The following is a 24,362-nucleotide window of genomic DNA, read 5'->3' as shown; positions in this document are numbered from 1 at the left end:
CCTTCCCGATTTTTTTAATTCTATTTTACAACACACTTATCCACAGATTAAGAATTTTATAATTTCCTATACAATAAAAAAAGGGTCCTTGCTTTACAGCCTCGGACCCCTCATTTTATAAACGAGAACATTATTAAAGAAAATACAATTGATCTCAACAACGTTCATTCCAGGTACGTTTGGTTTAAACCGATGTAGCTAAGGTATTGTTCACAAACTGCCCGATATCCTTCGCTGTAATCTTCATGCTTTCAGCAAAAGGTGGGTAGCTGAAGTAACCGTGAATATGACCTTCCATGCAAATAGATTGGACAGGAACACCAGCTTCTTCAAGTCGATTTGCATATGCTTTCCCTTGATCACGAATGGGATCAAGCTCTGCTGTAATGACAAGCGCTGGCGGTAAATTACTTAAATCTTCAGCCATTATCGATGAAGCATATCGATGATCACGTTCCGATGGATGATTAAGATAATGGTCCACAAACCAGTTAATCAATTCCACGTCCAGTCCATACCCTTCCCCATACTCCTGTACAGATTGATAACCCAAATTTAAATCTGACCCAGGGTATAGTAAGACTTGTGCTGCAATCGCTGGCCCTTTACGCTCTTTTGTCAATTGTGTCATTACAGCCGATAAATTTCCTCCAGCGCTATCTCCACCCACGATGATTTTTGAAGGATCCCCATTCAGTTGCGCAGCATTCGCATGTACCCATTCTAAAGCTTTATAGCAATCTTCTACTGGAATGGGGAACTTATATTCTGGTGATTTACGATATTCTGCGGAGACGACAACACAATTACCAGCATTGGCAATTGAACGGCACCCATGGTCAACGAATTCCAAATTCCCTATGACATAGCCTCCTCCATGATAGTATACAAAGAGTCGGAATGGGCCAGTCCCATCAGGAGTATAAATTCTCACGTTAATTTCTCCATTATCCACAGAAATCGTTTGATCTTCAATTTTTGAAACCGCTTCCGGTTCTGATCGAAGTTCAAGCATGGCATCAATTGCCGCTCGCGCTTCCACTGGAGAAAATGAAGTGATTGGTGGTCCCGCATTTAGCATATCAAGAAATTGTTTCGTAATCTCATTAACTGTCATTCTATAACCCTCCTAGATTTTTCCTATATTTTCAGAAGTACACCTGTCTCCCTAAACTTTTATGGAAAAAGCAATTCGGAAGAAATCTTAATCAACGATGATAATAGCTGGTGGCTTCGCTAAAAACTCCATTAGATTTTTTACGTCTGCGGTTAATTCTTGTCCTTGCGGCGAACCCAAGTTTTGATTAAGCTCTTCTGCATTTTCAAATTCGAGTTGAACTACTAAGTATGGATTTAAATCGCTGTTTTGGACTCCCAATACACGATTGGCTTGAACACTCTTAACATTAGGTAATTTCTCAGCCAAAGGAACGTGGGTACCAAAATAATGTCCATCAAATCCTTCTTTGTTCGTTGGTTGATCATACACTACTAATACTTTTGCCATTTCATTTTCCTCCAAAATAATAGATTTTTTCATTTTTAAATATACTTATGACTTTTGGAACAGTAAAATAATTCCATTGAGTTTATTATATACAGAATTTTCTAAATTTTACAACCGTATTTCTGCATAATATATTCATCATTCGATAGGTTGAAAGAGTAGAAAGTAACTCAGTTGAATTTGTAGAGTGAACCGAGAAATTTACATTCTTTGTTTACTTGTTTTTAGCTCATTAAATAACATCTTAAGTTAAGTTTTAACTAATCTAGAATCTAGCATTCATATGAATGATTTATGAAACAGGCTGTAATGTACGTTTTTCCCAAAAAGTGCTCTTGAATAATTACGCATCTAGTTATTTTTCTGCAGCCGTGTTTTGCTTTGGTGTTAGTATTAACCCTTTGTAATCTCTAGCATTATTAAATAGTTCTTGAAAGGTTAAGTAATCCCCAGTATAACCTAAAAATGCACGCGGTTTCCCTTCGATATTTGCCCCTGTATACCAGCTGTCAACTTTTGCGTAAATTGACTGTTCCCCTACTTCATTCACATGGTTTGTCCACGTTTCTTCTGCTTCAGCAGTTGCCTCAGTTTCTTCAATCCCCTGTTCTTCAACATATTTAATACAATCAAAAATCCATTCTACGATTACCTCATTTACCGTAATCGCATTTGTCGTTAAAGGGAAATGAGGACCTGTAATGGAAAACATATTCGGAAATCCAACATTACAAACACCGAGGAATGTCTTAATATTTTCTCCGTCTTCCCATTTATCTTTTAACAACATTCCATTTCTTCCACGGATATTGGCTTTCATTAATGGTCCAGTCATCGCATCGAAACCGCTCGCAAATACAATAACGTCGAACTCATATTCACCTTCTGTTGTTCGCAATCCCTTGGTTGTACATTCAACAATCGGTGTTTTTTTCAAATTAATTAGTGACACGTTTTCTTGATTATACGTTTCATAATAGTTTGTAGCGACAACAGGCCGTTTCCCACCGATAAGGTACGTTGGAAGTAGATTCTCTGCCTTTTCAGGATCTTTTACAATTTCTTTGATCTTGGAACGGACAAATTCTGCTAACGTATCGTTAGCTTCATCGTCTAGCGTAATATCAGCGTAGGAAAATAGTAATTGAAAACCATTTTGTTCTTGCCAGAGACCTTCATAAAACTTTTGACGTTCTACTGGTGTATCTTCGAGTGCTGAATAAGGCCTTCTTAAATTAAAGGCAGGCGCCCCCATAAGATGTTCTCGTATTTTACGTCTTAATTCAGGAAAATTATCCTTCATTTCTTTTACTTGATCTGAAGTTAGTAAAGGATTTTTCACAGGGGTAACAAATTGTGCTGTCCGCTGAAAAACTGTAAGATGTTCAGCTTTTTTCGCAATAGATGTAATAGCTTGGACGCCACTTGAACCTGTACCGATAACGGCTACTCGTTTGCCATTAAAGTCTACTTCTTCATGTGGCCAACGACTCGTGTGGTAGGTTTCGCCTTGGAAATGTTCTAAACCTTTATTTTAGGAGCATGAGGTACTGACACATTTCCTAACGCTGGAATGAAATATTTTGCTTGGACAACATCTCCATTACCCGTAATGACTTTCCACCTTTTATTCCCCTCATCATACTCCGCGGATGTAAGCCTAGTGTTGAACTCAATATCTCTGCGAAGGTCTAGCTTATTGGCCACAAAATTACAGTAGTCTAGGATTTCAGATTGTTCAGGATAAACGGAAGACCATGTCCATTCTCTATGAATTTCTTCTGAGAACGTGTAACAATAGAATTCTGTTGGAATATCGCACCGTGCACCTGGATAGCGATTCCAATACCAAGTACCCCCAACATTACTACCTGCTTCATATAGGCGAACAGAAAATCCCTGTTCACGTAATAAATGAAGCATATACATTCCCGAAAAACCAGCCCCTACGATAATAGCGTCAAATTCTTGGTTTTTAGTCATACATTCTCTCCTTTCGTAAATATTAAGATATTTTTCTTAAATTTAATAAACTGTGCCTTTATGGTTAGAGCTTATAATAGCTTGCTTTTCCCATTTTATATCAGCCTTTTCACCCTTTCACGATTAAATCATTTCAATAGTGATTGCCTTACTTGAATATATTGCAAATACTATGCCAATTATGATTATAATTACGTGATCAGACCAACCTTATTAATTTGAATCAATCTACAGTACAACTCCCTTCGATTTTTTCTCAAAGAAAAGCAAGGTAAAAGAGATCTGTTGGCATCTACTTTTACCTTGCTTTATAAATTTTAATAGGGTTCCTTCTCCCCCGCTGAATGTGGTTCAGGACCACAATGTGGGCACACAGACCTCTCCACAGGACGTGGCGCATTTAGTGTAAACCTAAAAACTAAACAAATACTGATTAACATTACCATTCTATTGGTACGACAAGTTGAACCTATTTATTTTTTTATAGATCGTAACACGTGTTGTATTAAGCATTCGAGCGGTTTCAGAAATGTTACCTTTTGTCTCTTCCAAAGTCTGAATTAATGTATTCTTATCAATTTGCTTTTTCGAATACTTATTATTTCTCTTAAGCACAAAATGATGGTCATTGCTTTCACTATTTGATGATGGAGGAGAACATAAAAGTTCTTGAGGAAGATCACTCAAACAGATTCTTGAGTCATCCGATGTAAAAATCATTCTTTGAACGACATTTTTTAATTGTCGGATATTACCTGACCACTTGTAATTCGTTAAAACCTCTATTACTTCGTCGTCTATAGTCGGTGGCGTTATACCTTCTTTAAATTGCTCAAGAAAGTATCGAGTTAATTGTTCAATATCGTTCTTTCGTTCTCTTAAAGGAGGTATTCTTATTGGAATAACATTTAATCTATGGAAAAGATCCTCTCTAAATCGTCCTTCTTCCACTTCTTTCTCTAAATTTTTATGCGTAGCCGCGATAACACGTACTTGAATGGGAATAGGTTTAGATCCCCCAATTGGCGTGATCATTCTCTCTTCCAAGACTCGAAGTAAATATACTTGCACCTCTATAGGCAAGTCACCAATTTCATCTAAAAATATAGTCCCTTTATCAGCCAATTGAAATTTCCCTTTCATTCCTTTGGCTCTAGCTCCAGTAAAAGCGCCGCCCTCATAACCAAACAACTCACTTGCAACGAGTTCCTTAGGAATAGCTCCACAGTTTACCTCGATAAAGGGCATGTTGGAATTGGGGCCATACGAATGGATAGAATGAGCAATCAACTCTTTCCCCGTACCCGTTTCTCCATTGATTAATATCGTTTTTTCGCTATATGCGGCTTTTTTCGCTAACTTGATCACCTTTACCATTGAAGGGTCTTTCGTTAAAATATCGGAAAATTGGTATCTAGTAGGTTGGTCTACTTTTTTGGGTGGTTGTCGTAAATTGCGACACTTTTGGAAGATTGCGACTCCTCCATAAATGTTTCCTTCCCTCATATAAGGGTGGTATACAAGTTTCCATTCGCTTCCATCCTTCAAACGGAGCGGCTCTTGCATCCCCATCAAAAAATTCCTATCCAATGTACCTATCTTTAATTTAGACTCAAGTACTTGTTTCAAAGAAGCCCCCACCTTTGCATGGAGAACATGTTTGGCTACATCATTACATCGGAGGATCATTCCTTTATTGTTAAAAAGAATATATGGATCCTGAAAAGAGTCAAAAACACTCTTGAAAATCTCGATATTTTCTTTCAAAATACGTTCTCCTAGCATTTGTTCAATTTGATTTTTCTTTAGTTCTAGCAGTGAAACATCATGTGCTAAAACGACATTCTTATCTGATGCCATATGTAATACACCTACTAGCTGTCCTGTAAACGGATCATTGATCGGTGATGCCGATGTAACATACGGCTCAAATTGTTGAACAAAGTGTTCTGCTGCAAATACTTGAACGGTTTGATTATGTAGCAGTGCTAATCCAGTAGCATTGGTACCAATTGTTTCTTCACTAAAATTTTGTCCAGGGATACAATTTAAATGCTCAGCTAGTTTATAATATTCTCTGTTTGCTACGGTTTCAAGTACAATTCCGTCTGAGTCCGTAATATCCCAAACTAAATCACAATTATCCTGAAAATAACCTTTTATAATTGTCAAAGTAGCATCTAAATAAGCGCTATTCTGTTCTTTTTTTTCCTTTAATGAATTTCCCTGAACAGGAGGGACTGGTGTTTTTTGATATGGATTTAAACCATACTGTTTACATCTATGCCACGAATTAATGATTAAATCGTCCAATGTAACTAATGAATATTCTTTGTTATGAAAGCGCTCCCAATTTTGTTTAATCGTTTGATCCAGCTTAACAAATTCATCAAACTTTTTAACCGTCTTTAAATAGTTATACTGCATAGCAATCCTCCAAACCTATACAATAATATTTTTGATTAATAGAGAGAATTCAATCACAGTAGAGTAAAATGGATTTGTACTTTTAGAATAGATCTATTAAATGATGTGAAAGGAAAGTTATTAAATTAGGTTCGGGTTTGTGGTTTTGTTTGCGATAATATGTATTAACGCCGATTGAAGGGTATAGTATAACAGGTTCTCTTTTCGGTAATCTGTTTAGAGCTTCCTAAAAAATAGAACATAATAACATAATATTATCAATATTCAGAATTGTCAATGTATGTACTAGGTTATGATGGATTCGAATTTGTTTTTGTTATAGTTATTGAAAAACTAGTCTAGCAAAAAGCTCATTATTAGGTTATCCTATACAAAAATAAAGGAATCGATATAAAATCGATTCCTAAAGAATCATTTTACTTTAGTTTTTGAGTTATAACTTTGCTCAATAACTTAAATAGAAAGAACTGCTTCCTTTATCGGCGTATTTCCAGTTACTAGCTGGAATTCCTTCCCGATTGTTGAGTCATTTTCTAAAGTTGCCAAGATGACGCTTGCTACGTCCTCTCTTGGAATTTCATCTCTGGCCACTTCGTCTGCTGCCTTTATTTTTCCTGTACCTTGATTATTAGTTAGCAAGCCAGGATGAATAATCGTATAATCCAAATCCGTCCGCTTTAACCATTCATCGGCATAATGTTTTGCCGCCACATATGGCGCAAACGACGGAGGTGCAGCCAATATCGCTTCACGTCTCGTGTCAAACGAACTAATCATAATAAAACGTTTCACCCCTGCAACTTTAGCTGCCTCAATGGTTTTCACAGCACCGTCCAAATCAACCATAATCGTCTTGTCTTTCCCTGTATGTGCCCCTGAGCCTGCTGTAAATACAACCGCATCTACTCCCACCGCAGCTTTTGCAATGGTGTCGATGTCCTGTTCAAGATCAACTACTACAGTTTCCGCACCTAAATTTTCAAAAAATCCCGCTTGCTCCTGATTACGGATCATTGCCTTTGCTTTAAGGCTATCACTATTTTGAATCAATGAAATAAGATGTTTTCCAATTTGGCCATTTGCACCAACGACGAGAACTTTCAAGATCTCCACCCCTTCTAATTCAAATAAAGAATCCAACCAATTATGAATCCTGTATGGTAATCATAAATCAAAAAGGATGATAATGTCTAGAAACCAAGCTTACTTTACTAGGAATACCAATTTCTATTCGACTTGTTGATTAGGAAAATTCAAGGGGATATATTCAAAAAGTGCCTGTTCTACGTACAAATGCAGTACGAAGAGCAGACACCTCAACTTATTTATCTATTTATGTCACATGAGCTTCCTATTATAACCAGCCTACAAAAGATCAAAACTAATCAACAATTAAAATAGCTGGCGGCTTTGTTAAAAATTCCATTAAATTTTTCACATCTGCCGTTAAGTCTTGACCTTGCGGCGATCCCAAGCCCTGATTTAATTCTTCTGCATTTTCAAATTCCAGTTGAACGACTAAATATGGATTTGTTTCGCTGTTTTGTACTCCAACTACACGATTTGCTTGAACACTCCTAACGTTAGGTAACTTCTCAGCTAATGGAACATGGGTACCGAAGTAATGCCCATCAAATCCTTCCTTGTTACTAGGTTGATCATAAATTACCATTAATTTTGCCATTTTGTTTTCCTCCCAATCGATTATTTTTGCTGCTTCTATACATTGAAAATAGATGCCAGATAATTATTTGATGTCCTTATAATTCTTAAAGTTAATGTCAAATCTATCAAAATAACAAAAGTTAAAACCTATGTCCTCCGAACTTTTATTGCTTTTGAACAACAGGCAATGTAATGGAGCTCGGATAGGTTGGATTATGAAAAATGCTTTGTATCGCTGTTTGTGAATCTGAGGATGTAAGGCTATCTTGTCCCGTATTTAAATTTCGGTCCCAGCGTGGAAAATTGCTGCTAGATACTTCCACTCGAATCCGATGCCCAGCTTTAAACGTCATGGCTGTTGCCCACATGTCTACCGAATATTTATATATTCTTTCAGGCTCAATCAAACTTGGGTTTGTCGGTTGAAATAAGCCTGGCTCTGGATAACTTTCTCTAGCGCTTGCTCGGATAATACCGTCCGTAATATTCACTGCCTTTCCGTCGGGATGGACATCCACTAAACGGACAACAAAGTCAGTATCTCGTGCAGACGAAGCAGCGTACAACGTAGCAGATACATTCCCAATTACCGTATAATCCTGCTCTAGAACTTCTGACGTATAACAAAGAATGTCCGAACGCTCTTCTAATTGGGATTGATCAACCGCACCGCCTTTGACTTTTGCAGGCAAGAGAAGAGGACCACCTTTGGTTGGCACTGGTTGTTCAGGATCATACAAATACGTATCATGTTGTTCTTCCGTATTTGGTTTCTCCCAATTTAGGTGCCCATTACCAAACCTGGTATTGGCATGGCCTTCACTATGAAAATACAACCTTTCCTCTTTAGCATCAGGTACTGGCCATTCTTCATAACCTCGCCATTGATTGTCTCCCATCACAAAAATTTGTACAGGCGGGACATTTTGTAATGCGGCGTTTTCTCCTTTTAAAATCGCGTCATAAAACTTCAGATGCTGCTCAGTTATATTCCCACCGAAATTAAGCAATGCTCCAGATGAGAGAAATCCAAATTCTTCTTCTCCTACGAAACTATCAAATGTACCGTGCTGCCACGGACCGACGATTAGGCGAGGAAGAGGAATATTTAATTGTAAAGCCTGTTCCTTCATTGCTTGATATTGCTCTAGGGTTCCATTTAAAAACTTGTCATACCAACCACCCACGTGTAAATTTGGAACATCGACTTTGTCGTAACGTTGGTCGATATTGAGGTCATTCCAATATGAATCTCTAAACGAATGTTTCAACCAATCGTACATATAAGGTAAAACCTCTCCAGGGTCTGGAGAATCTTTTAAGGGTGCTGTTTTAAACGATTCTGTTAAGTTATCTACCAAAGCAACATTTTCTGCTAGAATTTGCGGAAGTTTCTCTGATTCACGATATTTTTTTAATACCGTATCCCAAGATAAAAAGGAGTGAACCCAATGTCGTAATGCTCCTAGTTCTCTAGCACCCCCACGCCAAAAAACACCTGTTAAGTAATTTCCCCATGTCTGACCTGGAACAATCGCTTTAAGGGATGGCCGTTGCATTACGGCGGCTTGCCACTGGGTCATTCCGAAATAGGAAATTCCCCACATCCCTACTTGTCCATCAGCATCTGGCAACTTGGCAGCCCATTCGACCGTATCATAACCATCATTAAATTCGTCGACAAAAGGGTCCCATTCCCCATCAGATTGAAAACGTCCACGCGAATCTTGGATGACGACAATATATCCATGTTTGGCGGCTTGAATGGGATCAAAATAGGCATGGAAAATTGGCAGATCTTTCGAATACGGAAGGCGCGCCAAAAGAACTGGATAGCTTCCTTTTTCAGCAGGGCGATAAATATTGGCCCTGAGAGTTGTCCCATCCCGCATCACTGCTGGAATATTATGTTATACGATCACTTTGCTTACAGTCATATACATCCCACCTTTCTGTTGAACCGTCTTGTATCTTTTACGATCCTTCTATACTGCTTTCTCTTTTAATAACTGCTTTCAGTGAGGGGTTCATTCCCCCCACTGAAAGCTAGTTCATGTCTTTTTACAACAATTTGTTCATCTATTATTTGGTCCTCTTAATTACCTTCTGATACAAGTTTTTCAGAAGCTTCCTCGTAAATTTTTGCTTCAAATTGATCAACGAGATTTAACACTTTTTGATCTGCAAACGGTAAGATTTGCGTTAAAACGACTCCAGTGATCTTGCTAACAGGGTCAATCCAGAAGTATGTGTTAGCTAGTCCAGCCCATGATAAGCTTCCTGCTCTTCTTCCAGTTGCTGCATCTTCCGTTGTAATGAGAAATCCTAGTCCCCATTTTTTATCCATTTCAGGGAAAGCTTCATAATCATTCGTTAGAGCTGGGTTCGTACTGACCAATGCTCCTACATTTAGGTCACCAATTTGATTTTTACCCATTTCCTCTATGGTTTCGTTTTTAAGAATTTGTTTTCCGTTTAATGTACCACCGTGTAATATCATTTGAAGTAATTTCATGTAGTCACCTGCCGTTGAATACAATCCTCCCCCGGCCATAAAAAATTCAGGTTCTTGAGGAATTTCAAATGGCATTGTCACAAGCTTTTGCTCCTCAGCTCTTGCATGCATAGCGACTAGTCGTTCACGTGCCTCTGATTGAATTACAAAATCTGTATCCTTCATCCCTAATGGACTAAAAATATTTTCTTGAAAATAATCACGTAAACTTTGACCAGTGACAGCTTCGATGGCTTTACCCACCCAATCTGTGTTAATCCCGTACTCCCAAAGTTCGCCAGGATCAAAGGCTAGCGCCGTCATTAAGGCGTCATTTTTACATTCTGTTATGTCTGGTAAATTTTTTGCTTGTATATATTTGATGGTATCTTCGTTAAAGAAGTGATAAGTAAATCCAGCGGTATGTGTTAGTAAATGACGTAACGTAATTGGATTTTTGGGTTCTCGAACGATAGGCTGACCATCGTTATCAACGCCTTCCATTACTCCGATTTCATTTAACTGTGGGAGAACACTTTTTAATGGTTTGTCCAATTCAAGTTTCCCTTGTTCTACCAACTGCATGGCAGCAACAGATGTAACCGCTTTCGTCATTGAGGCGATCCAAAATACAGAGTCTGTAGTCATTTCTACATCACTGTCTAAACTACGCTGACCAAAAGCCCCTTCGTAAATCATTCCTTGATCGTTTGCAACGCAAGCTACTACACCAGGAATGTTCGTATCTCCTATTGATTGTTTTAAGATATTATCAAGCTGTTGATTATTCATATTATTTTCCTCCTTTAAATTAACGAAAAAAGAATCATAGTATCAATGTATTGGTATTATTTTAAAAATATTCGGATAAATTAAGAGATTCTACTATCTCACAATTTTTCTTACTATCTAGTAAACGATTATTTCTTCCACTTAGACTTTCTTGTTCCATAAAGCCTTGGAAGTGGGAGTCTAATTATGATATCAAGATGACTTTTTTGCGGTGTCTTGTAAAGGTATAAATTTAAATCCTTTATAATCTCTAGATGCAGCTAGTTGTTCTTGATAGATGATAAAATCGCCTGGGTGACCTAAAAATCCGCGTGGCTTTCCTTCAATATTTGCCCCTGTGTACCAACTGTCAACCTTTGGATAGAAGGACTCGTTTCCTATTTCATTCAATTCTTTCGTCCATGCTTCTTCAGCTTCTAGAGTAGCCTCAATTTCTCCAATACCGTTCTCATCCATATATTTTATACAATCAATAATCCACTCTGCGAGTACCTCACCTACTGGGGGAACATTAATCATTAATGGGAAATGAACGCCTCCTATGGTAAACATATTTGGGAATTCTACGTTTGTCATCCCGAGGTACGTCTTTAAATTATTTCCATCTTCCCATTTTTCCCTTAACAAAATCCCATTTCTTCCACGGATATCAGCATTCATTAACGCACCTGTCATTGCGTCAAAACCACTCGCAAATACAATCATGTCCAACTCATGCTCTTCTTCGGTTGTTCGTAATCCCTTTTTCGTACATTCAACGAAAGGTGTTTTCTTCAGATTAACAAGGGAAACATTTTCTCGATTATACGTTTCATAGTAACTCGTTGCGCAAATAGGACGTTTTCCACCTACAAAGAACGTCGGCATTAAATTCTCAGCTGTTTCAGGATCTTTTACAATCTCCTTGATCTTGGAACGGACAAAATCGGCTAAAGTTTCATTAGCATCATCACTAGTTACAAGGTCATTGTATGCGAATAAAAATTGAAAACCTCTCCCATTTTGCCAGAGCTGCTCAAATAGCTTATTACGTTCTTCTGGTGAGTCATCAAGTGCCGAATAATCATTGACCAGCGGGAAAGAAGGCATACCAATAGGGTGTTCACGTATTTTGCCTCTTAACTCTTGGAAATTATCTTTCATATTCTTAATTTCATCTGGATCAAGTAATGGGTTTTTCACTGGGAAAGCGTATTGAGCTGTACGCTGAAAAACGGTAAGATGTTCTGCTTCCTTTGCAATGGCTGCAATCGCTTGAACGCCAGTCGAGCCCGTACCGATAACGCCTACTCGTTTTCCCTTCAAATCAACGCCTTCATGTGGCCATTTACTCGTATGATATTTTTCCCCTTCGAAGCTTTCTAACCCTTTAATATCAGGTGTATGCGATGCAGCTAAACTACCAATGGCTGGAATGAAATATTTTGCTAGTGTAACGTTTCCATCATCAGTACGAATTCGCCACCTGTTAATCGTCTCATCATACTCAGCTGATGTGGCTCTCGTGTTAAACTGGATATCTTTCCGAAGATCTAGCTTATCTACAACATAATTCAAATAATCTAGTATTTCTGATTGCTCTGGATATAAGGAAAACCAGGACCAATCCTTATAAAGTTCTTCTGAAAAAGTGTAACAATAGAATTCACTTGGAGTATCGCAGCGTGCACCTGGATAACGATTCCAATACCATGTACCACCAACGTTACCACCTGCCTCAAATAAACGAACAGAGTAGCCCTCCTTTTGCAATAAATGAAGCATATACATTCCACTATAACCAGCACCTACAACAATCGCGTCAAATTCTTGAATTTTCGTCATATCAATCTCTCCTTCTGTTCCTATTTAATGGATTTTCTTGATTTTCATAAATTTGCATGCGTGTTTTGTAGAACTTTTATCTGCTGGCCTCCCCCATTAGATCTCCTTTCCATTATCACCCTTTCATTATTTAATCATTTAATGAATGATTTCCTTACTTGAACATATAATTGCAATTACTGTGCCAAATAGGTGGTAATGACCAATAGTTTAATAAAAAAAAGTTGAAAGAACTTTCTGGTGATTAAATGAATGAACCTCTACAGTACACTCCTTCGATTTTTATCTTCAAAACAAAAAAGCAAGATAAAAGAGATCCCTTGGCATCTACTTTTACCTTGCTTATAATTATTTCTCTTTTATACGTTACAACTATTGATTGTAAACCTGTTAACTTTGTATATCAAACTTGTATACCCTGTAAATATTTCATTGTAGACCTAAAAACAAAACAAACACTGCTGAACATTTTCATCCTATTGGGTTCGACAATGTAAATCAATTGGTCGGACAACCGAGCGTTTTTCCCACTTTTGATATTTATCTTTCGTTATTTAATGCTCTCCTTTCAATAAGGAAATAATTTTCACCATTTGTTAAAAATAAAATTTTTTAGAAATAGCAAACCATATATAAAAGCTCCACAAACTAAAATAAACAATCCTATCATCAGTCTCCCACTTTCAGTTGTCTTAAAGCCTAGAAGTAGGCGTCTTAGCGCTGGGAGTATTCAATAAATGTTTAATAAGTCTTTGCTCATTTTCTTTGGCATCATCATAATGAAACACATGTGAAGATTTTTCCGACCAATAAAATGTTTTTCCTTTTTGGGCATCAAGTATCTCGTAATAACGAGTAATGAGTTCGGACATAACATGCTGCTCTTTGATTCCATGTATAAACATGACAGGAATCTTTAATGTTGTCACCTCTGAAAAAAAGTCAAATGTATTGATATCCTGTATTAAATCTTCAGTATAAGAAAGCTTGAAGCCACGAACAAGCGAATTGTAAATGTCAATTAGAGCATAATCTGGTGAGCGAAGCATGATGTTGAGGCCTGAAAAAAAGGATGCTGACTTTTTATCACCTGCATCATAGAACATCGTCTTGTATTTTAACTGCCATTTGCGAATAACGGACCACTGTTTAAAGTTCTTTGTATAAGGTGGTTCCCCTACACCTTCAAGTTCCCGTACCGCCTTTTGATTATTGGTCTCCTTAGCTTTTTCCAGTAACCATTTATAGCTTAACTTATCATTTTCAACCCAGTTCGTAATTTGAGAAAATCCTGTATAGGAATGATATTTTTCTGGATATTGATGAGCAAGGTATAAGCCAATCACACTTCCCCAGGAATGAGCAACCAGGTGCAATTTTTCTTGTTCGAACCGTGATCTTAAACGACCACCTGCTAAAGCAGGTGGATTTGGACATAAAATGTCTACGACTAAAGTCGTTTTATAAGACTGAAGTCATCTTAAAGCCTATATGCTTAAGCACACTAAAATTTGACTAAACTCATTCTTCAATCGTGAATATGTCGTTCTTTTCTTCATTGAATTGGTTCGCAATATAATTTCTTATTGTTTCTTCATCTACTGTTCCTACTGTGGCACAAAAATAGCCTCTTGCCCATAAATGTTGGCCCCAATATTTCTTTTTCAATTCGGGAAATTGATCCTGGAGAAGCCTTGATGATCGTCCTTTTAGGTACTGCATGATTTTACTTGGAGCAAGGCTCGGTGGACATGATAACAATAAGTGAATATGATCTTTTCCAACGCTCCCCTGCATGATGGTGATTCCACTTGCTTCGCATCCTTGCCTGATTAATTCTCGTGTTCTTACAGCAATCGGACCGCGTAACACCTTATATCTATATTTTGTTACCCAGATTACATGAAACTTGATGTCAAAGACTGCATGACTATTCTTCTTATATCCGTCCATACTTTCACCTCACACCTTAAGTATGGACATCGAAGTATAAGGCTAAAAGCGTATACCGTCTAAAGACGGTGGAGTTAGACCACGCATTTGGAAATTAAAAAACAAAACGCTTTACTTCTTCAATACCCATCATCGTTCGATTGCTAATAAAGTATAAAGGGATATTATTACGGTTATATAATAGTTTAGCTTCTAAATCTTTTTGAATCTCCATTTGATCTTGCTTTGATAAATGCTCAGAAAGGGTTCTTATGATGGCAACTTTACAAGAGTGTTTGGATAGGTTAAAAAGGGTTTGAAACATCTGTTCGTCACTTTGTTGAATTTTCCCTTGAATTACAAAGAGAATAACCTGACACAAATCAATTGGGAAGTAGGTCTGATAGCTTTTGATTGGATGTGTCTGTGTTCCGTAACCAGGTACATCGATCCAATCAATACTTGCATAAGAATGAATGAAATCGATTGATTCATTCCTACTCCAATCTGTTGCATTAGTTTCTACCCCAATTTTGGGCGGTGGTTCACATTTACCATCCGTTAGTTTTAAAAGTAAGCTAGATTTTCCAGCCCCTGGTTGTCCAACAAGGGCTACTTTTTTTTGACGAGACTGTTCTAATAAAGATCTTAACATTATAAAATTCTGATCTAAAGTTGTTCTCTTTGCGGCCAAAAATTCTCTGTACGCATTATAGCCCAATGAATCTTTTTTCTTTTTGATAAAGCGTAAGGGATTTAACATAGTTTTGTATACCTAGTTTTGTAATTCCTTTTCCATAATGTGGGTAGCTAATTCAAGACAATCATTTAAATAACGACTTCCAGCTAAATGGGTTAAGCCAAATCCAGCAGATGCAGCAACGACTTGTCCGACGATTGGAATATATTTTGCTGTGTTCTTTATAGCTAGTTTTGTGGATAAGCTCTTTAAAAGAACGATAACTCCCCCTTTTGATGCGTATTCAATCACTTTTTTTGCTACTGGGAGAAGGGCTTCGTACTTTTTAATTTTTTCATCATTTAATCCATAGGCTTGTTGGATAGACTTAAACAATTTTAAAATAACAGATACATCGACGCTTATATCCACACCAGGGATAGGATTGATAGCATTTGCTGCTGCAATTGCGGAATACTTGGTCACTAGTTTCTCGCATTCCATTCTCTTCTCATCTAAATGCCTTTTAGAGTATGCTTTAGCTGATAAGATATATTTATCTCTTTTGGCTGGCTCTAAGTTTTGCTGAATCGCATCCTGTAACTGCTCAAACCCATAGCCATTTTTAAAACAACTAGTAAAAATAACATCTACTTTGGACTGAACTTGCTTTTCTACATCAGCCAAAATTACTTTTTCTAATTCTTCCGTTGTTTTCCCGTCTTCCCATAAGGCATCATGAAAATTTCGTACGAATAAACAAACTCTTCCCGCTTGTTTTAATTCTTTAAAAAATTTTGTATCTGCTTCATGGAACTTACCTGAAAAAACGCATAAAAACAAATCAAAGTCATCTGGGTTAAATTCATTGATCCATTCGTTAGGTGGAAATTGGGTGGTGCCATAACCAGGTAAATCCACAAACAATAACCCATTATGATAAATGGGCTGTGCTTTTTTGGTAACATCGGTTGAAGCTCCCGTTTCAGCTACCTTTTCACCTACTAATTTATTAATGATGGAGGACTTCCCAGCTCCTGGTTGTCCAAACAAAGCAATCTTTAACGTTTCTTTCTCATCTTTTTCTAACTGATCTTTAATCCTACTAATTTCATCATAAATCGTGGAGGACATTTGGCTCACCTCATTCATTTTTATAATTCTATTGTACTATATTTTTCCTGTATCCAATTAGTACATTATAAAAAATATTATTAATTCATACGAGAAAAAGATCTACCATACCCAGTTTTATATAGTACTCTATCGTTTAGTAAATGTTAGTGAAAAAAGGTCCACTCCCGCAATTCAATCCTTCCATTGAATAAATAAATCTATCCCCTTCATTCTAAAGGGGACAGACCCATCCCACCTATCTTAAAACGAGATCCATATAGTTTCCTGTTCCTCGAATGATCGGAAGTCCTTGGTTTACTATCTCCCTCCACACTTTTCGGTCTAACTCATAGGGACCTTGCTTTTGAAGGGCTTCGATTTCCTTTTGGTTAAGGTGAACATGGTAATATCGCTCCTTCTCTTTTACTACCAGCTCATAATTTAATAGCTTCATGACCATCACTTCATACGCGTCGTTCCATTCTTTCAGTTGGCGTTCTATAACATTGGCTACATGGAGGAGAAATTCTTCACTGCTATGATTTCGCACCATATATGCTCTAGCCATTCCGTTGATATTCATAAGGCACCACTCCCTATTCTTCAATTTTGTTGATTAAAGAGCTGTTTTAAGAATGGTATCAGCGAATTGCTCCCGCTTAATTCCTCTTAAAACCGCTCTTAATTTCTTATCATTTCGCAGGACCTCTTCTAGCAATTGAGCTGTGCCGTAACAAGCCTCTACATCGAGAATTTCCTCTTCTGTATGTTCGTTTCTGTAACCAGCAGACAAGTTGACACTCTCGATGCTGTGCTCTGCCCAAATTCTCGTATCACTGCTGCCACCTTTCGTTGTGGCCCAGCCGTTCAGTCCTTCTATCACAGCAATTTCTTCAAAAAAGGCCCCGTATTGTGGATGACAAAACGGAAAATAGCCCCCGCATGAAGTCACAATATCCCCAGTCCCACGGCGATCAACGACGATGGCCGCATCTGTGCCCCAAAGGAAATACTCATCAACCTCTCTTGCACCGACTAATCCACATTCTTCCTCCACCGTAAAGATGAACTTTACTTTTCCGCTAAAAGAAGAATGCTGACTGAGGTACTCTGCTGTATGAAGCAGCACCGCAATTCCGGCACGGTCATCGGCACCTAGTATTCCCTTACTGCTAGACCAAGTGTTTCCGTTTTTGACAATCTTTCGGCCTGGCTCGATTTCATACACGGTATCTAGATGGGCATTGAATAAAATGACGGGACCATGTCCACCTCTGTATATTTTTTCAGCTAATACATTTCCTGCTCGGTCGACCGATATGTGATCGACGTAAGGAGTGAGTTTTTCGATGACAAACTTCCTAACCCGTTCTTCATTACCACTTACTCCTGGAATGTTCAGTAACTGCTCCAGCAAGTGATAAAAGCGTTGCTGTTTGATAAATTCATAGCCTTGTTCTAACCAACTTTCTTCCACTAGACTCATATTTTCAGCAAGGTCTAAGAGTTCATGCTGCTTCAGGTGAAGGGAAAGATGATAGCTGTTTCGATGTTCTCGCCAATTCACGCTTTTACATCCAAAAGCAAGCAACAATTCTACTAGCTCTTCTATCTTTTTTTCCTTCGATATCATCACATGTGCGGCTCTTCGTCCGTGACCATCACAAGACCCTAAAGTCTCATACCCCAGTCGGTTCACCTGCCGTACGATCCCACTTATAAAAAGATCAAGCTCATGAATTTTCGGCTGTTCTTTACTAGAGTCAAACCATAGCCCTTCCCCTCTGCCTCGATAATCATAATCTACTGTTTCAAGCCATTGATCTTCTGAAATGATGGAACTTAAAATCGTGAGTACTCCTTTATTAAAATGATAACGAATGTTGGCCTTATCAAGACTTTGAAATAGAAATTGAAGATTGACCTCTGTTTCATTTTTACACGCAAACACATCTTTTTCCTTTTCAACCAGTACCCATCCACATCGTACGAATAATTGATTCCATGTTTTCATGTTATCATCTCCCTTTCGTTGATAGCTTTATTATCTCAGGAAGGTAATGACAGACCTGTCATTGATCTAAAACAAAGGTTTCATCACTACGATGCATGATCAAAAACGGGAAGAAGTGATTGTAAAAATAAGCCGTTTCATTGACGCCTGCTTTGTTTTCAATGACTGGAAAATCGATGTTTGCTTGTGTTAACTTCGCTCTTAACCGAATGACATTTTGCGTAAAAGTATTCGTAGGAATTTCCCCGTTATCATCCGATCTTGAAAACAAATCATACACATGATGCTTCGTGACAGGCTGCTCGTTACTACTGTTTATGAGAAAATAGCGAAGCAACTCGGCTTGATTTTTCGTTAAACGGCACTCTCTTTCATTAAAAATAAGCAAATGCTCACGACCAATAAAATCGAGAATGATCGTGTTTCTCGAAGCAAGCTTACTCTCGCATTGCTCCTTGCTGGCAAATTGACGTCCACTACTTGTGACCATTTGAAAGGCATGGCGCTCTAGATACTCGTCATTCCCCTTGATAAAATCAAAGAAAGGCGATAGCTCATAATTCGGTACTTCTACCATGTTCATATTGAGCTCTAGTGTATTTAAATCTTCCTGGGCCTTTGTTGCAATAAAAAGCCCACAGTTTGCCAAATACAAATGACAATTATAAAGCTGCTGATCCGTCATCTCGTACTTTGAGTTTTCTTTCTGTTGTTGATATTCAATAGCCGCTTGAAAATGCCGAAGCGCTGAAGCATAGCGTTTCATTTTATAATCAAGAAACCCTAATCGATAATAGACAATGGGCAGATTCCGTTCATATCGAACCGCTTTTTTCAAACAACTTTCAGCAGCTCTATCATCCTTCTGATAGACTGTCTTTAAATACGTTCCATATTTTACCAAGTGCGAAATCAGTCGCTTTTTAATCCCCTCTAAACTATAGGAATATTCACTTTTTCGATCGTCCGATATTTTTCTATACAAAGCCTCGTAAACTGAGATGAGCTTAGAAAACGTTCCATCCTGTTCCTCTGATTCCTTAGCCAATAAAAGCGCCTCTTCTAAATCGAGTAGCTCTTCAATCGAATGATTTCTTAATAACAACGTCTGACCCCTCCATCAATAAAAACCCCTTAGAGCACGGATGCCAAAAGGGGTTTAAATTCCGTTTTATCATCCAAAGCAATAGGCTTTGCTGGTAGTAGCACCTTGCTTCATACATTGGCAGGTTGCTGTGGTGTCTGTGAGCCAGTTCTCTCGACCACTCTTGATAACTATTCAATTAATACCATTATAATCCAATGTGCGGGTTGATACAATGCGGTATCTAGTTTTTTTAAGAGTCAACCTAGAAACCTTCTGCTAGCGAACTTTGCTTATCTATTTGTTGAAATTTTACTGTCTTCCATTAAGTATTTAAAAATTTTACACATACTGGATATGGGACAGCTATATCCGATTGTATTCGTGCTAAGGTTCCTGTAGTTGTGTTCCTTGCAAATAAAGTAAGATTGCAGGACTCTTGGTTTGAAACGACTAGGAATTTTTCGGTTGGATCTAATACAAAATCTCTTGGCCATGCACCTTCTGTTGGAGTAAAGTCAATTAATGTTAAGTGACCAGATTCATCAACGCTAAAGGAAGCGATACTATTATGTCCTCTATTACTGACATAAACAAATTTCCCATCAGATGAGACATGAATGGCACTCCCCTGGTTGTTTTCAGTAAAGTTTTCTGGAATAGTTAAGGTGTGTTGTACTTCTGTAAAACTTCCATTCTCCCTATCGTAGGCTAAAGTAATGACTTGTGAGCTTAACTCAGTCATAAGGTAAGCAAATTGACCATTGGGATGAAACTCCAGATGTCTAGGTCCACTTCCAGGCTGAAGCGATAGACTATTTACTTCATTTAACTTTTCATCATTCACTTCGTACGTGATAAGTTTATCAATACCTAGATCGATTACGACAATAAACTTTTCGTCAGGTGTAAATCCTGAGTAATGAACATGAGGTTTTTCTTGTCTATCTTTATTTGGCCCAGATCCTTCGTGTTTAACGGTGGATAGAGTAGATAAAATCTTCTCATTATTATTGTTGAATCCCATTAACTGTACAGTACCCTTATGGTAATTAGCATTGACCACATAATTATTTTGACTATCAACACTAACATGACATGGGTTAGGGCCTTCTTCGAGTTGACTGTCAAGAAGTTGAAGGTCACCAGATATATCGTCTATTGTATAAACAGCAATACCACCTGTCTCACCTTTCTTCGCAACGGAATAGAGATATTTATTCGTACGATCGATTGTTAAATACGTTGGATTTTCAATATAGGCAGCAACCTTTACATCTTGGATTTGCGGTACTTGCAAATCTAGAGTGAAGCTATAAATTCCTTTGCTATCTCCTTTTGTGTAAGTTCCTATATAACCTTTTATTTTTTCCATTCTAATACCTCCATGATCAAGCAGGTTTCCAATTCATTCTTCAAGAAGTACCTAGATGATTCTAAACGCTCTATTTCTTCATTCTCTACCTTCTAAATACATTATTAAATTCCTCTAAGTCCTCTACTTCTGAATTCTTTACTTTTAAAATTCACTGCTTCTGAATCCACTTCTAAATCCTCTACTTCTGAATGCTCAAATAACTTTTAGGTTTTTTTATTATAGACGATTATGAAGTCTTTCTTCTATAGCAAAGGCTACGCCATGATCGATGTTTGATTTCGTCGTCACGTCAGCTAATGCTTTAATTTCTTCAGATGCATTTCCCATTGCAACACCAAGGCCTGCCATTTTTAACATCGTCTCATCATTAAAATTATCACCTATTGCCATGACATCACGCATGTCAATTCCTAAATGTTGTGCAAAGTGGCGTAATGCGATTCCTTTTTGAGCTTCGATATCATTGAACTCCAGGTTTCCACTTGCTGAAGTGGTTATTACTAGTTTTTCAACAGATGTTAACGAAGCTCGTATCGACTCCAACTGACTATTTTGTTTAGAAAAAGCAAGCATTTTATATATTTCCACTTCTTCGTCATCAATAATCTCTTCAAAGTTATTGTTGACAATAATATTTTCATCCTTAAAACGCGCCTCTGCAAAATGGAGAACCGTTTCTTTATTGATAGAAGGGTTGGCTGTTTCAAAAATATTAAGAACGACTTGTAAATATCGTTCATAATTAGTCGAAAACCCTCCTTTATTCGTAAATATTTCCATATAAACATCTTCTTCTAAACAAGTAGAAAGAACCTGTTTTGCAGGCCGTTTATGTAAAAGTGATTTTTTCACTAGCTTTCCCTCTTCTGAAAAGATCGCTGCACCATTTGTGCAAATGACTGGACAAGTTATGCCCACATTCTGAAGCGGCTTTCGGGCATACTCGTACGATCTTCCTGATACAACAACAAATAGTATCCCTTGACTCTGTGCTTTTCTTATCGCTGCCGCATTTTCAGAACTTACTTCACCAACTTCATTTAAAAGTGTTCCGTCTAAATCGGATGCAATTAATTTCATAAGCTCCACCTCTCTTAGAAAACAAGAGAATAAGTTCATAACCTATTCTCATACATCGTTAAAATTCAATTAATCTAATTGTTCCCCATTCGAAGCAATCACTTCTTTGTACCAGTAAAAGCTCTTCTTTTTATAACGTTTGTTTGAACCTTTGCCTTCGCTGTCACGATCTACATAAATGTAGCCGTAGCGTTTCTTCAATTCAGCCGTCGAGGCACTGACTAAGTCAATCGGACCCCATGACGTATAGCCGATAATGTCACATCCATCTCCTATTGCTTTTTTCATTTCTTGGATGTGGGCTCGTAAATAGTCGATTCGGTAATCATCATTAATGGTCCCATCTTCTTCAAGTTTTTCAACGGCACCAAGTCCATTTTCGACAATAAATAATGGTTTTTCATAGCGATCATATAGTTGATTGCAGACAGTCCGTAAGCCCACTGGGTCAATTTGCCATCCCCATTCGGAAGCTTCTAAATAAGGGTTTTTCACACCTGCTAAAAGGTTTCCGGAAGTTTGCAGCTTAATATGCTCTGGGTCCGTACTAGCAACACAAGACATGTAGTAGCTAAAGCCGATGTAATCTACAGTTCCTTCGCGAAGAATTTGTTCATCCCCTGCTTCCATCTGGATGTTAATATTATTTTCAATAAAATAATTTTTAATATAAGAAGGATAATATCCTCTAGATTGAACATCAGAGAAAAATAACGTTTTTCGATCTTGATTCACAGCCGCAAACATATCTTCGGGCTTCGAGGTGTAAGGATATGTTATCATAGATGCAATCATGCAGCCAATCTGTAAATCAGGATTAATTTCATGGCCAGCCTTTACAGCAAGAGCGCTTCCTACAAACTGATGATGTACCGCTTGATAAATATCTTGTTCATTTTTCTTTCCATCCTCAAACAACAAACCTCCACCCGTAAAAGGTGCGTGAAGATTGACGTTGATTTCATTAAATGTCATCCAATATTTCACTTTTTTGTGATAACGTTCGAACAACGTTGTTGCAAAACGCTCATAAAATGCAACCAACTTGCGATTTTTCCAGCCACCGTAATTTTTCACCAGAGCTAGTGGCATTTCATAATGAGAAATCGTCACTACAGGCACAATATTATATTTTTATAATTCATCAATGACATGATCATAAAATTGCAAGCCTTTTTCATTTGGCGCTTCTTCGTCACCATTAGGAAAAATCCGCGTCCAAGCAATTGATAAACGGAAAGTCTTAAAGCCCATCTCTGCAAACAACGCGATATCTTCTTTATACGTATGGTAAAAGTCGATGCCTTCATGGTATAAGTTAAACTGTTCCATCGAAAAGTCTGGCGGGCTCATAATCCCATTTGGACAAACATCGGCCGTTGATAACCCCTTGCCATCTTCTTGGTACGCCCCTTCTAATTGGTTGGACGCAACGGCACCCCCCCATAAAAAACCATCAGGAAATTTAGCTAGTTTACTCAAAACGTTCACCTCATTATAATTTTATTTTAATTGTTGACCGTTAGATTCAATCACTTGTTTATACCAATGGAAACTCTTCTTTTTCATTCTTTTTAAAGTTCCGTTTCCTTCATTATCTTTATCAACATAAATATAACCGTACCGCTTTTTCATTTCTCCAGTCGAAGCACTAACGATATCAATCGGTCCCCAGCTCGTATAACCGATGATGTCGACCCCATCTTCTATCGCTTGTCCCATTTCAGCAATATGTTTTCGTAAATAGTCAATTCGATAATTATCATGGATCTCCCCATCGGCTGTCACTTCATCGACAGCACCTAAGCCGTTTTCTACCACAAACAAAGGTTTTTGGTAGCGATCATATAATTGATTCGCTGTAATGCGGAAGCCTTTTGGATCAATCGTCCAGCCCCATTCTGATTTTTCTAAATAAGGATTTTCAATAGACTCAAAAACATTTCCACTCGTTTGATTTTTCAAAATCTCTGGATCGGTACTTGTAGCACGGCTTGCATAATAGCTGAAGCCAATATAATCAACAGTATGGTTTTTGAGAAGCTCCTCGTCTCCCTTTTCCATGTCAATGGTGATGTTATGTTCCCTGAAAAAGCGTTTTGCATAGCCAGGGTAAGCACCTCTTGATTGAACATCTGAGAGGCTTAATTGAATTAGTAAAGTGCGTTTTTTTCTAGGTATGTTATCAATATTCAAATAGAGTTAGTATGCTTGAACGAGTGGGGGCATTTTATTTAAAAGATGATAGCCCTCAATTCTAATTGCAGGTAGAGTTGGAATTACACCATTTCGATCAATAGTAATTCAAATAGATACGGAAGGAAATGACATCGAAAAGTCACTACACCTACTCTATATGGAAAACAATAAGTCATACATATTTAAAG

At 37.7% G+C, this 24,362-nt stretch carries 19 protein-coding genes, 3 pseudogenes and 1 riboswitch; all 22 genes and pseudogenes read right to left on the bottom strand.

Going from position 1 to position 24,362, the window contains the following annotated elements:
- Positions 1 to 184: 184 nt before the first annotated feature.
- The gene (locus tag BK574_RS04255) at positions 185 to 1,117 is read right to left on the bottom strand and encodes an alpha/beta hydrolase (protein ID WP_142247893.1); all 933 of its coding nucleotides are present in this window, start codon (positions 1,115 to 1,117) and stop codon (positions 185 to 187) included.
- Positions 1,118 to 1,204: 87 nt separating this feature from the next.
- Positions 1,205 to 1,507, bottom strand: a complete 303-nt coding sequence (locus BK574_RS04250) for an EthD family reductase (protein ID WP_158211527.1) — start codon at positions 1,505 to 1,507, stop codon at positions 1,205 to 1,207.
- Positions 1,508 to 1,862: 355 nt separating this feature from the next.
- Positions 1,863 to 2,849 (bottom strand): NAD(P)/FAD-dependent oxidoreductase, encoded by a 987-nt coding sequence (locus tag BK574_RS28240; RefSeq protein WP_238457946.1) that lies wholly within the window; start codon positions 2,847 to 2,849, stop codon positions 1,863 to 1,865.
- A 66-nt stretch (positions 2,850 to 2,915) separates the two neighbouring features.
- Positions 2,916 to 2,975 (bottom strand): annotated as a pseudogene (locus BK574_RS28235) (hypothetical protein); the annotation flags it as partial.
- A 53-nt stretch (positions 2,976 to 3,028) separates the two neighbouring features.
- Positions 3,029 to 3,490: a flavin-containing monooxygenase gene (locus tag BK574_RS28230; protein ID WP_238457945.1), complete on the bottom strand. Its 462-nt coding sequence runs from the start codon at positions 3,488 to 3,490 to the stop codon at positions 3,029 to 3,031.
- A 447-nt stretch (positions 3,491 to 3,937) separates the two neighbouring features.
- A complete protein-coding gene (locus BK574_RS04240; RefSeq protein ID WP_078427642.1) occupies positions 3,938 to 5,917 on the bottom strand; it encodes a sigma-54-dependent Fis family transcriptional regulator in 1,980 nt (659 codons plus the stop codon).
- Positions 5,918 to 6,370: 453 nt separating this feature from the next.
- Positions 6,371 to 7,024 carry an SDR family oxidoreductase gene (locus BK574_RS04235; RefSeq protein WP_238458113.1) on the bottom strand — a complete coding sequence of 218 codons (654 nt, stop codon included), beginning with the start codon at positions 7,022 to 7,024 and terminating at the stop codon, positions 6,371 to 6,373.
- Between the two features lie 274 nt (positions 7,025 to 7,298).
- A complete protein-coding gene (locus BK574_RS04230) occupies positions 7,299 to 7,601 on the bottom strand; it encodes an EthD family reductase (RefSeq protein WP_078427641.1) in 303 nt (100 codons plus the stop codon).
- 145 nt (positions 7,602 to 7,746) lie between these two features.
- Positions 7,747 to 9,474, bottom strand: coding sequence for a CocE/NonD family hydrolase (locus BK574_RS04225; RefSeq protein WP_078427640.1), 1,728 nt, complete (start codon positions 9,472 to 9,474; stop codon positions 7,747 to 7,749).
- A gap of 203 nt (positions 9,475 to 9,677) precedes the next feature.
- Entirely contained in the window at positions 9,678 to 10,868 is a 1,191-nt protein-coding gene (locus BK574_RS04220; RefSeq protein ID WP_078427639.1) for a serine hydrolase domain-containing protein, read from the bottom strand.
- Positions 10,869 to 11,060: 192 nt separating this feature from the next.
- On the bottom strand, positions 11,061 to 12,692 hold the full coding sequence (locus BK574_RS04215) for a flavin-containing monooxygenase (protein ID WP_078427638.1): 1,632 nt from the start codon (positions 12,690 to 12,692) through the stop codon (positions 11,061 to 11,063).
- A gap of 692 nt (positions 12,693 to 13,384) precedes the next feature.
- Complete coding sequence (locus BK574_RS04210; protein ID WP_142247892.1) at positions 13,385 to 14,134, bottom strand: alpha/beta fold hydrolase; 750 nt, start codon at positions 14,132 to 14,134, stop codon at positions 13,385 to 13,387.
- Between the two features lie 79 nt (positions 14,135 to 14,213).
- On the bottom strand, positions 14,214 to 14,645 hold the full coding sequence (gene tnpA, locus BK574_RS04205; RefSeq protein WP_078427637.1) for an IS200/IS605 family transposase: 432 nt from the start codon (positions 14,643 to 14,645) through the stop codon (positions 14,214 to 14,216).
- Positions 14,646 to 14,739: 94 nt separating this feature from the next.
- Positions 14,740 to 15,279, bottom strand: coding sequence for a GTPase domain-containing protein (locus tag BK574_RS04200; RefSeq protein ID WP_158211526.1), 540 nt, complete (start codon positions 15,277 to 15,279; stop codon positions 14,740 to 14,742).
- Between the two features lie 120 nt (positions 15,280 to 15,399).
- Entirely contained in the window at positions 15,400 to 16,437 is a 1,038-nt protein-coding gene (locus BK574_RS04195; protein ID WP_158211525.1) for a GTPase, read from the bottom strand.
- Between the two features lie 238 nt (positions 16,438 to 16,675).
- On the bottom strand, positions 16,676 to 17,002 hold the full coding sequence (locus BK574_RS04190) for a hypothetical protein (protein WP_078427634.1): 327 nt from the start codon (positions 17,000 to 17,002) through the stop codon (positions 16,676 to 16,678).
- A gap of 33 nt (positions 17,003 to 17,035) precedes the next feature.
- On the bottom strand, positions 17,036 to 18,433 hold the full coding sequence (locus BK574_RS04185; RefSeq protein WP_078427633.1) for a M20/M25/M40 family metallo-hydrolase: 1,398 nt from the start codon (positions 18,431 to 18,433) through the stop codon (positions 17,036 to 17,038).
- Positions 18,434 to 18,491: 58 nt separating this feature from the next.
- Positions 18,492 to 19,538, bottom strand: coding sequence for a hypothetical protein (locus BK574_RS04180; RefSeq protein ID WP_078427632.1), 1,047 nt, complete (start codon positions 19,536 to 19,538; stop codon positions 18,492 to 18,494).
- Between the two features lie 63 nt (positions 19,539 to 19,601).
- A riboswitch (SAM riboswitch) is annotated at positions 19,602 to 19,711 on the bottom strand.
- Positions 19,712 to 19,842: 131 nt separating this feature from the next.
- Positions 19,843 to 20,892, bottom strand: a complete 1,050-nt coding sequence (locus tag BK574_RS04175) for a lactonase family protein (protein ID WP_078427631.1) — start codon at positions 20,890 to 20,892, stop codon at positions 19,843 to 19,845.
- A 219-nt stretch (positions 20,893 to 21,111) separates the two neighbouring features.
- Positions 21,112 to 21,975, bottom strand: coding sequence for a Cof-type HAD-IIB family hydrolase (locus BK574_RS04170; protein ID WP_158211524.1), 864 nt, complete (start codon positions 21,973 to 21,975; stop codon positions 21,112 to 21,114).
- Between the two features lie 69 nt (positions 21,976 to 22,044).
- Positions 22,045 to 23,457, bottom strand: a pseudogene (locus BK574_RS04165) (glycoside hydrolase family 1 protein).
- Between the two features lie 21 nt (positions 23,458 to 23,478).
- A pseudogene (locus BK574_RS04160) lies at positions 23,479 to 24,123 on the bottom strand (family 1 glycosylhydrolase); the annotation flags it as partial.
- Positions 24,124 to 24,362: the final 239 nt, after the last annotated feature.

Source organism: Alkalihalobacterium alkalinitrilicum (assembly GCF_002019605.1).
Lineage (GTDB): Bacteria > Bacillota > Bacilli > Bacillales > Bacillaceae_F > Alkalihalobacterium > Alkalihalobacterium alkalinitrilicum.
Note: the sequence above shows the minus strand (reverse complement) of the source record. Positions and strands in the feature narration are given on the sequence as shown.

What these genes read in the sequence shown, in the direction of transcription:
- BK574_RS04185 (WP_078427633.1), bottom strand. Translation starts at nt 18,433, where the DNA reads ATGAAAACATGGAATCAATTATTCGTACGATGTGGATGGGTACTGGTT.
- BK574_RS04225 (WP_078427640.1), bottom strand. Translation starts at nt 9,474, where the DNA reads ATGCGGGATGGGACAACTCTCAGGGCCAATATTTATCGCCCTGCTGAA.
- BK574_RS04195 (WP_158211525.1), bottom strand. Translation starts at nt 16,437, where the DNA reads ATGTCCTCCACGATTTATGATGAAATTAGTAGGATTAAAGATCAGTTA.
- BK574_RS04190 (WP_078427634.1), bottom strand. Translation starts at nt 17,002, where the DNA reads ATGAATATCAACGGAATGGCTAGAGCATATATGGTGCGAAATCATAGC.
- BK574_RS04220 (WP_078427639.1), bottom strand. Translation starts at nt 10,868, where the DNA reads ATGAATAATCAACAGCTTGATAATATCTTAAAACAATCAATAGGAGAT.
- BK574_RS28230 (WP_238457945.1), bottom strand. Translation starts at nt 3,490, where the DNA reads ATGACTAAAAACCAAGAATTTGACGCTATTATCGTAGGGGCTGGTTTT.
- BK574_RS04250 (WP_158211527.1), bottom strand. Translation starts at nt 1,507, where the DNA reads ATGGCAAAAGTATTAGTAGTGTATGATCAACCAACGAACAAAGAAGGA.
- BK574_RS04170 (WP_158211524.1), bottom strand. Translation starts at nt 21,975, where the DNA reads ATGAAATTAATTGCATCCGATTTAGACGGAACACTTTTAAATGAAGTT.
- BK574_RS04230 (WP_078427641.1), bottom strand. Translation starts at nt 7,601, where the DNA reads ATGGCAAAATTAATGGTAATTTATGATCAACCTAGTAACAAGGAAGGA.
- BK574_RS04215 (WP_078427638.1), bottom strand. Translation starts at nt 12,692, where the DNA reads ATGACGAAAATTCAAGAATTTGACGCGATTGTTGTAGGTGCTGGTTAT.
- tnpA (WP_078427637.1), bottom strand. Translation starts at nt 14,645, where the DNA reads ATGGACGGATATAAGAAGAATAGTCATGCAGTCTTTGACATCAAGTTT.
- BK574_RS04175 (WP_078427631.1), bottom strand. Translation starts at nt 20,892, where the DNA reads ATGGAAAAAATAAAAGGTTATATAGGAACTTACACAAAAGGAGATAGC.
- BK574_RS04240 (WP_078427642.1), bottom strand. Translation starts at nt 5,917, where the DNA reads ATGCAGTATAACTATTTAAAGACGGTTAAAAAGTTTGATGAATTTGTT.
- BK574_RS04200 (WP_158211526.1), bottom strand. Translation starts at nt 15,279, where the DNA reads ATGTTAAGATCTTTATTAGAACAGTCTCGTCAAAAAAAAGTAGCCCTT.
- BK574_RS04255 (WP_142247893.1), bottom strand. Translation starts at nt 1,117, where the DNA reads ATGACAGTTAATGAGATTACGAAACAATTTCTTGATATGCTAAATGCG.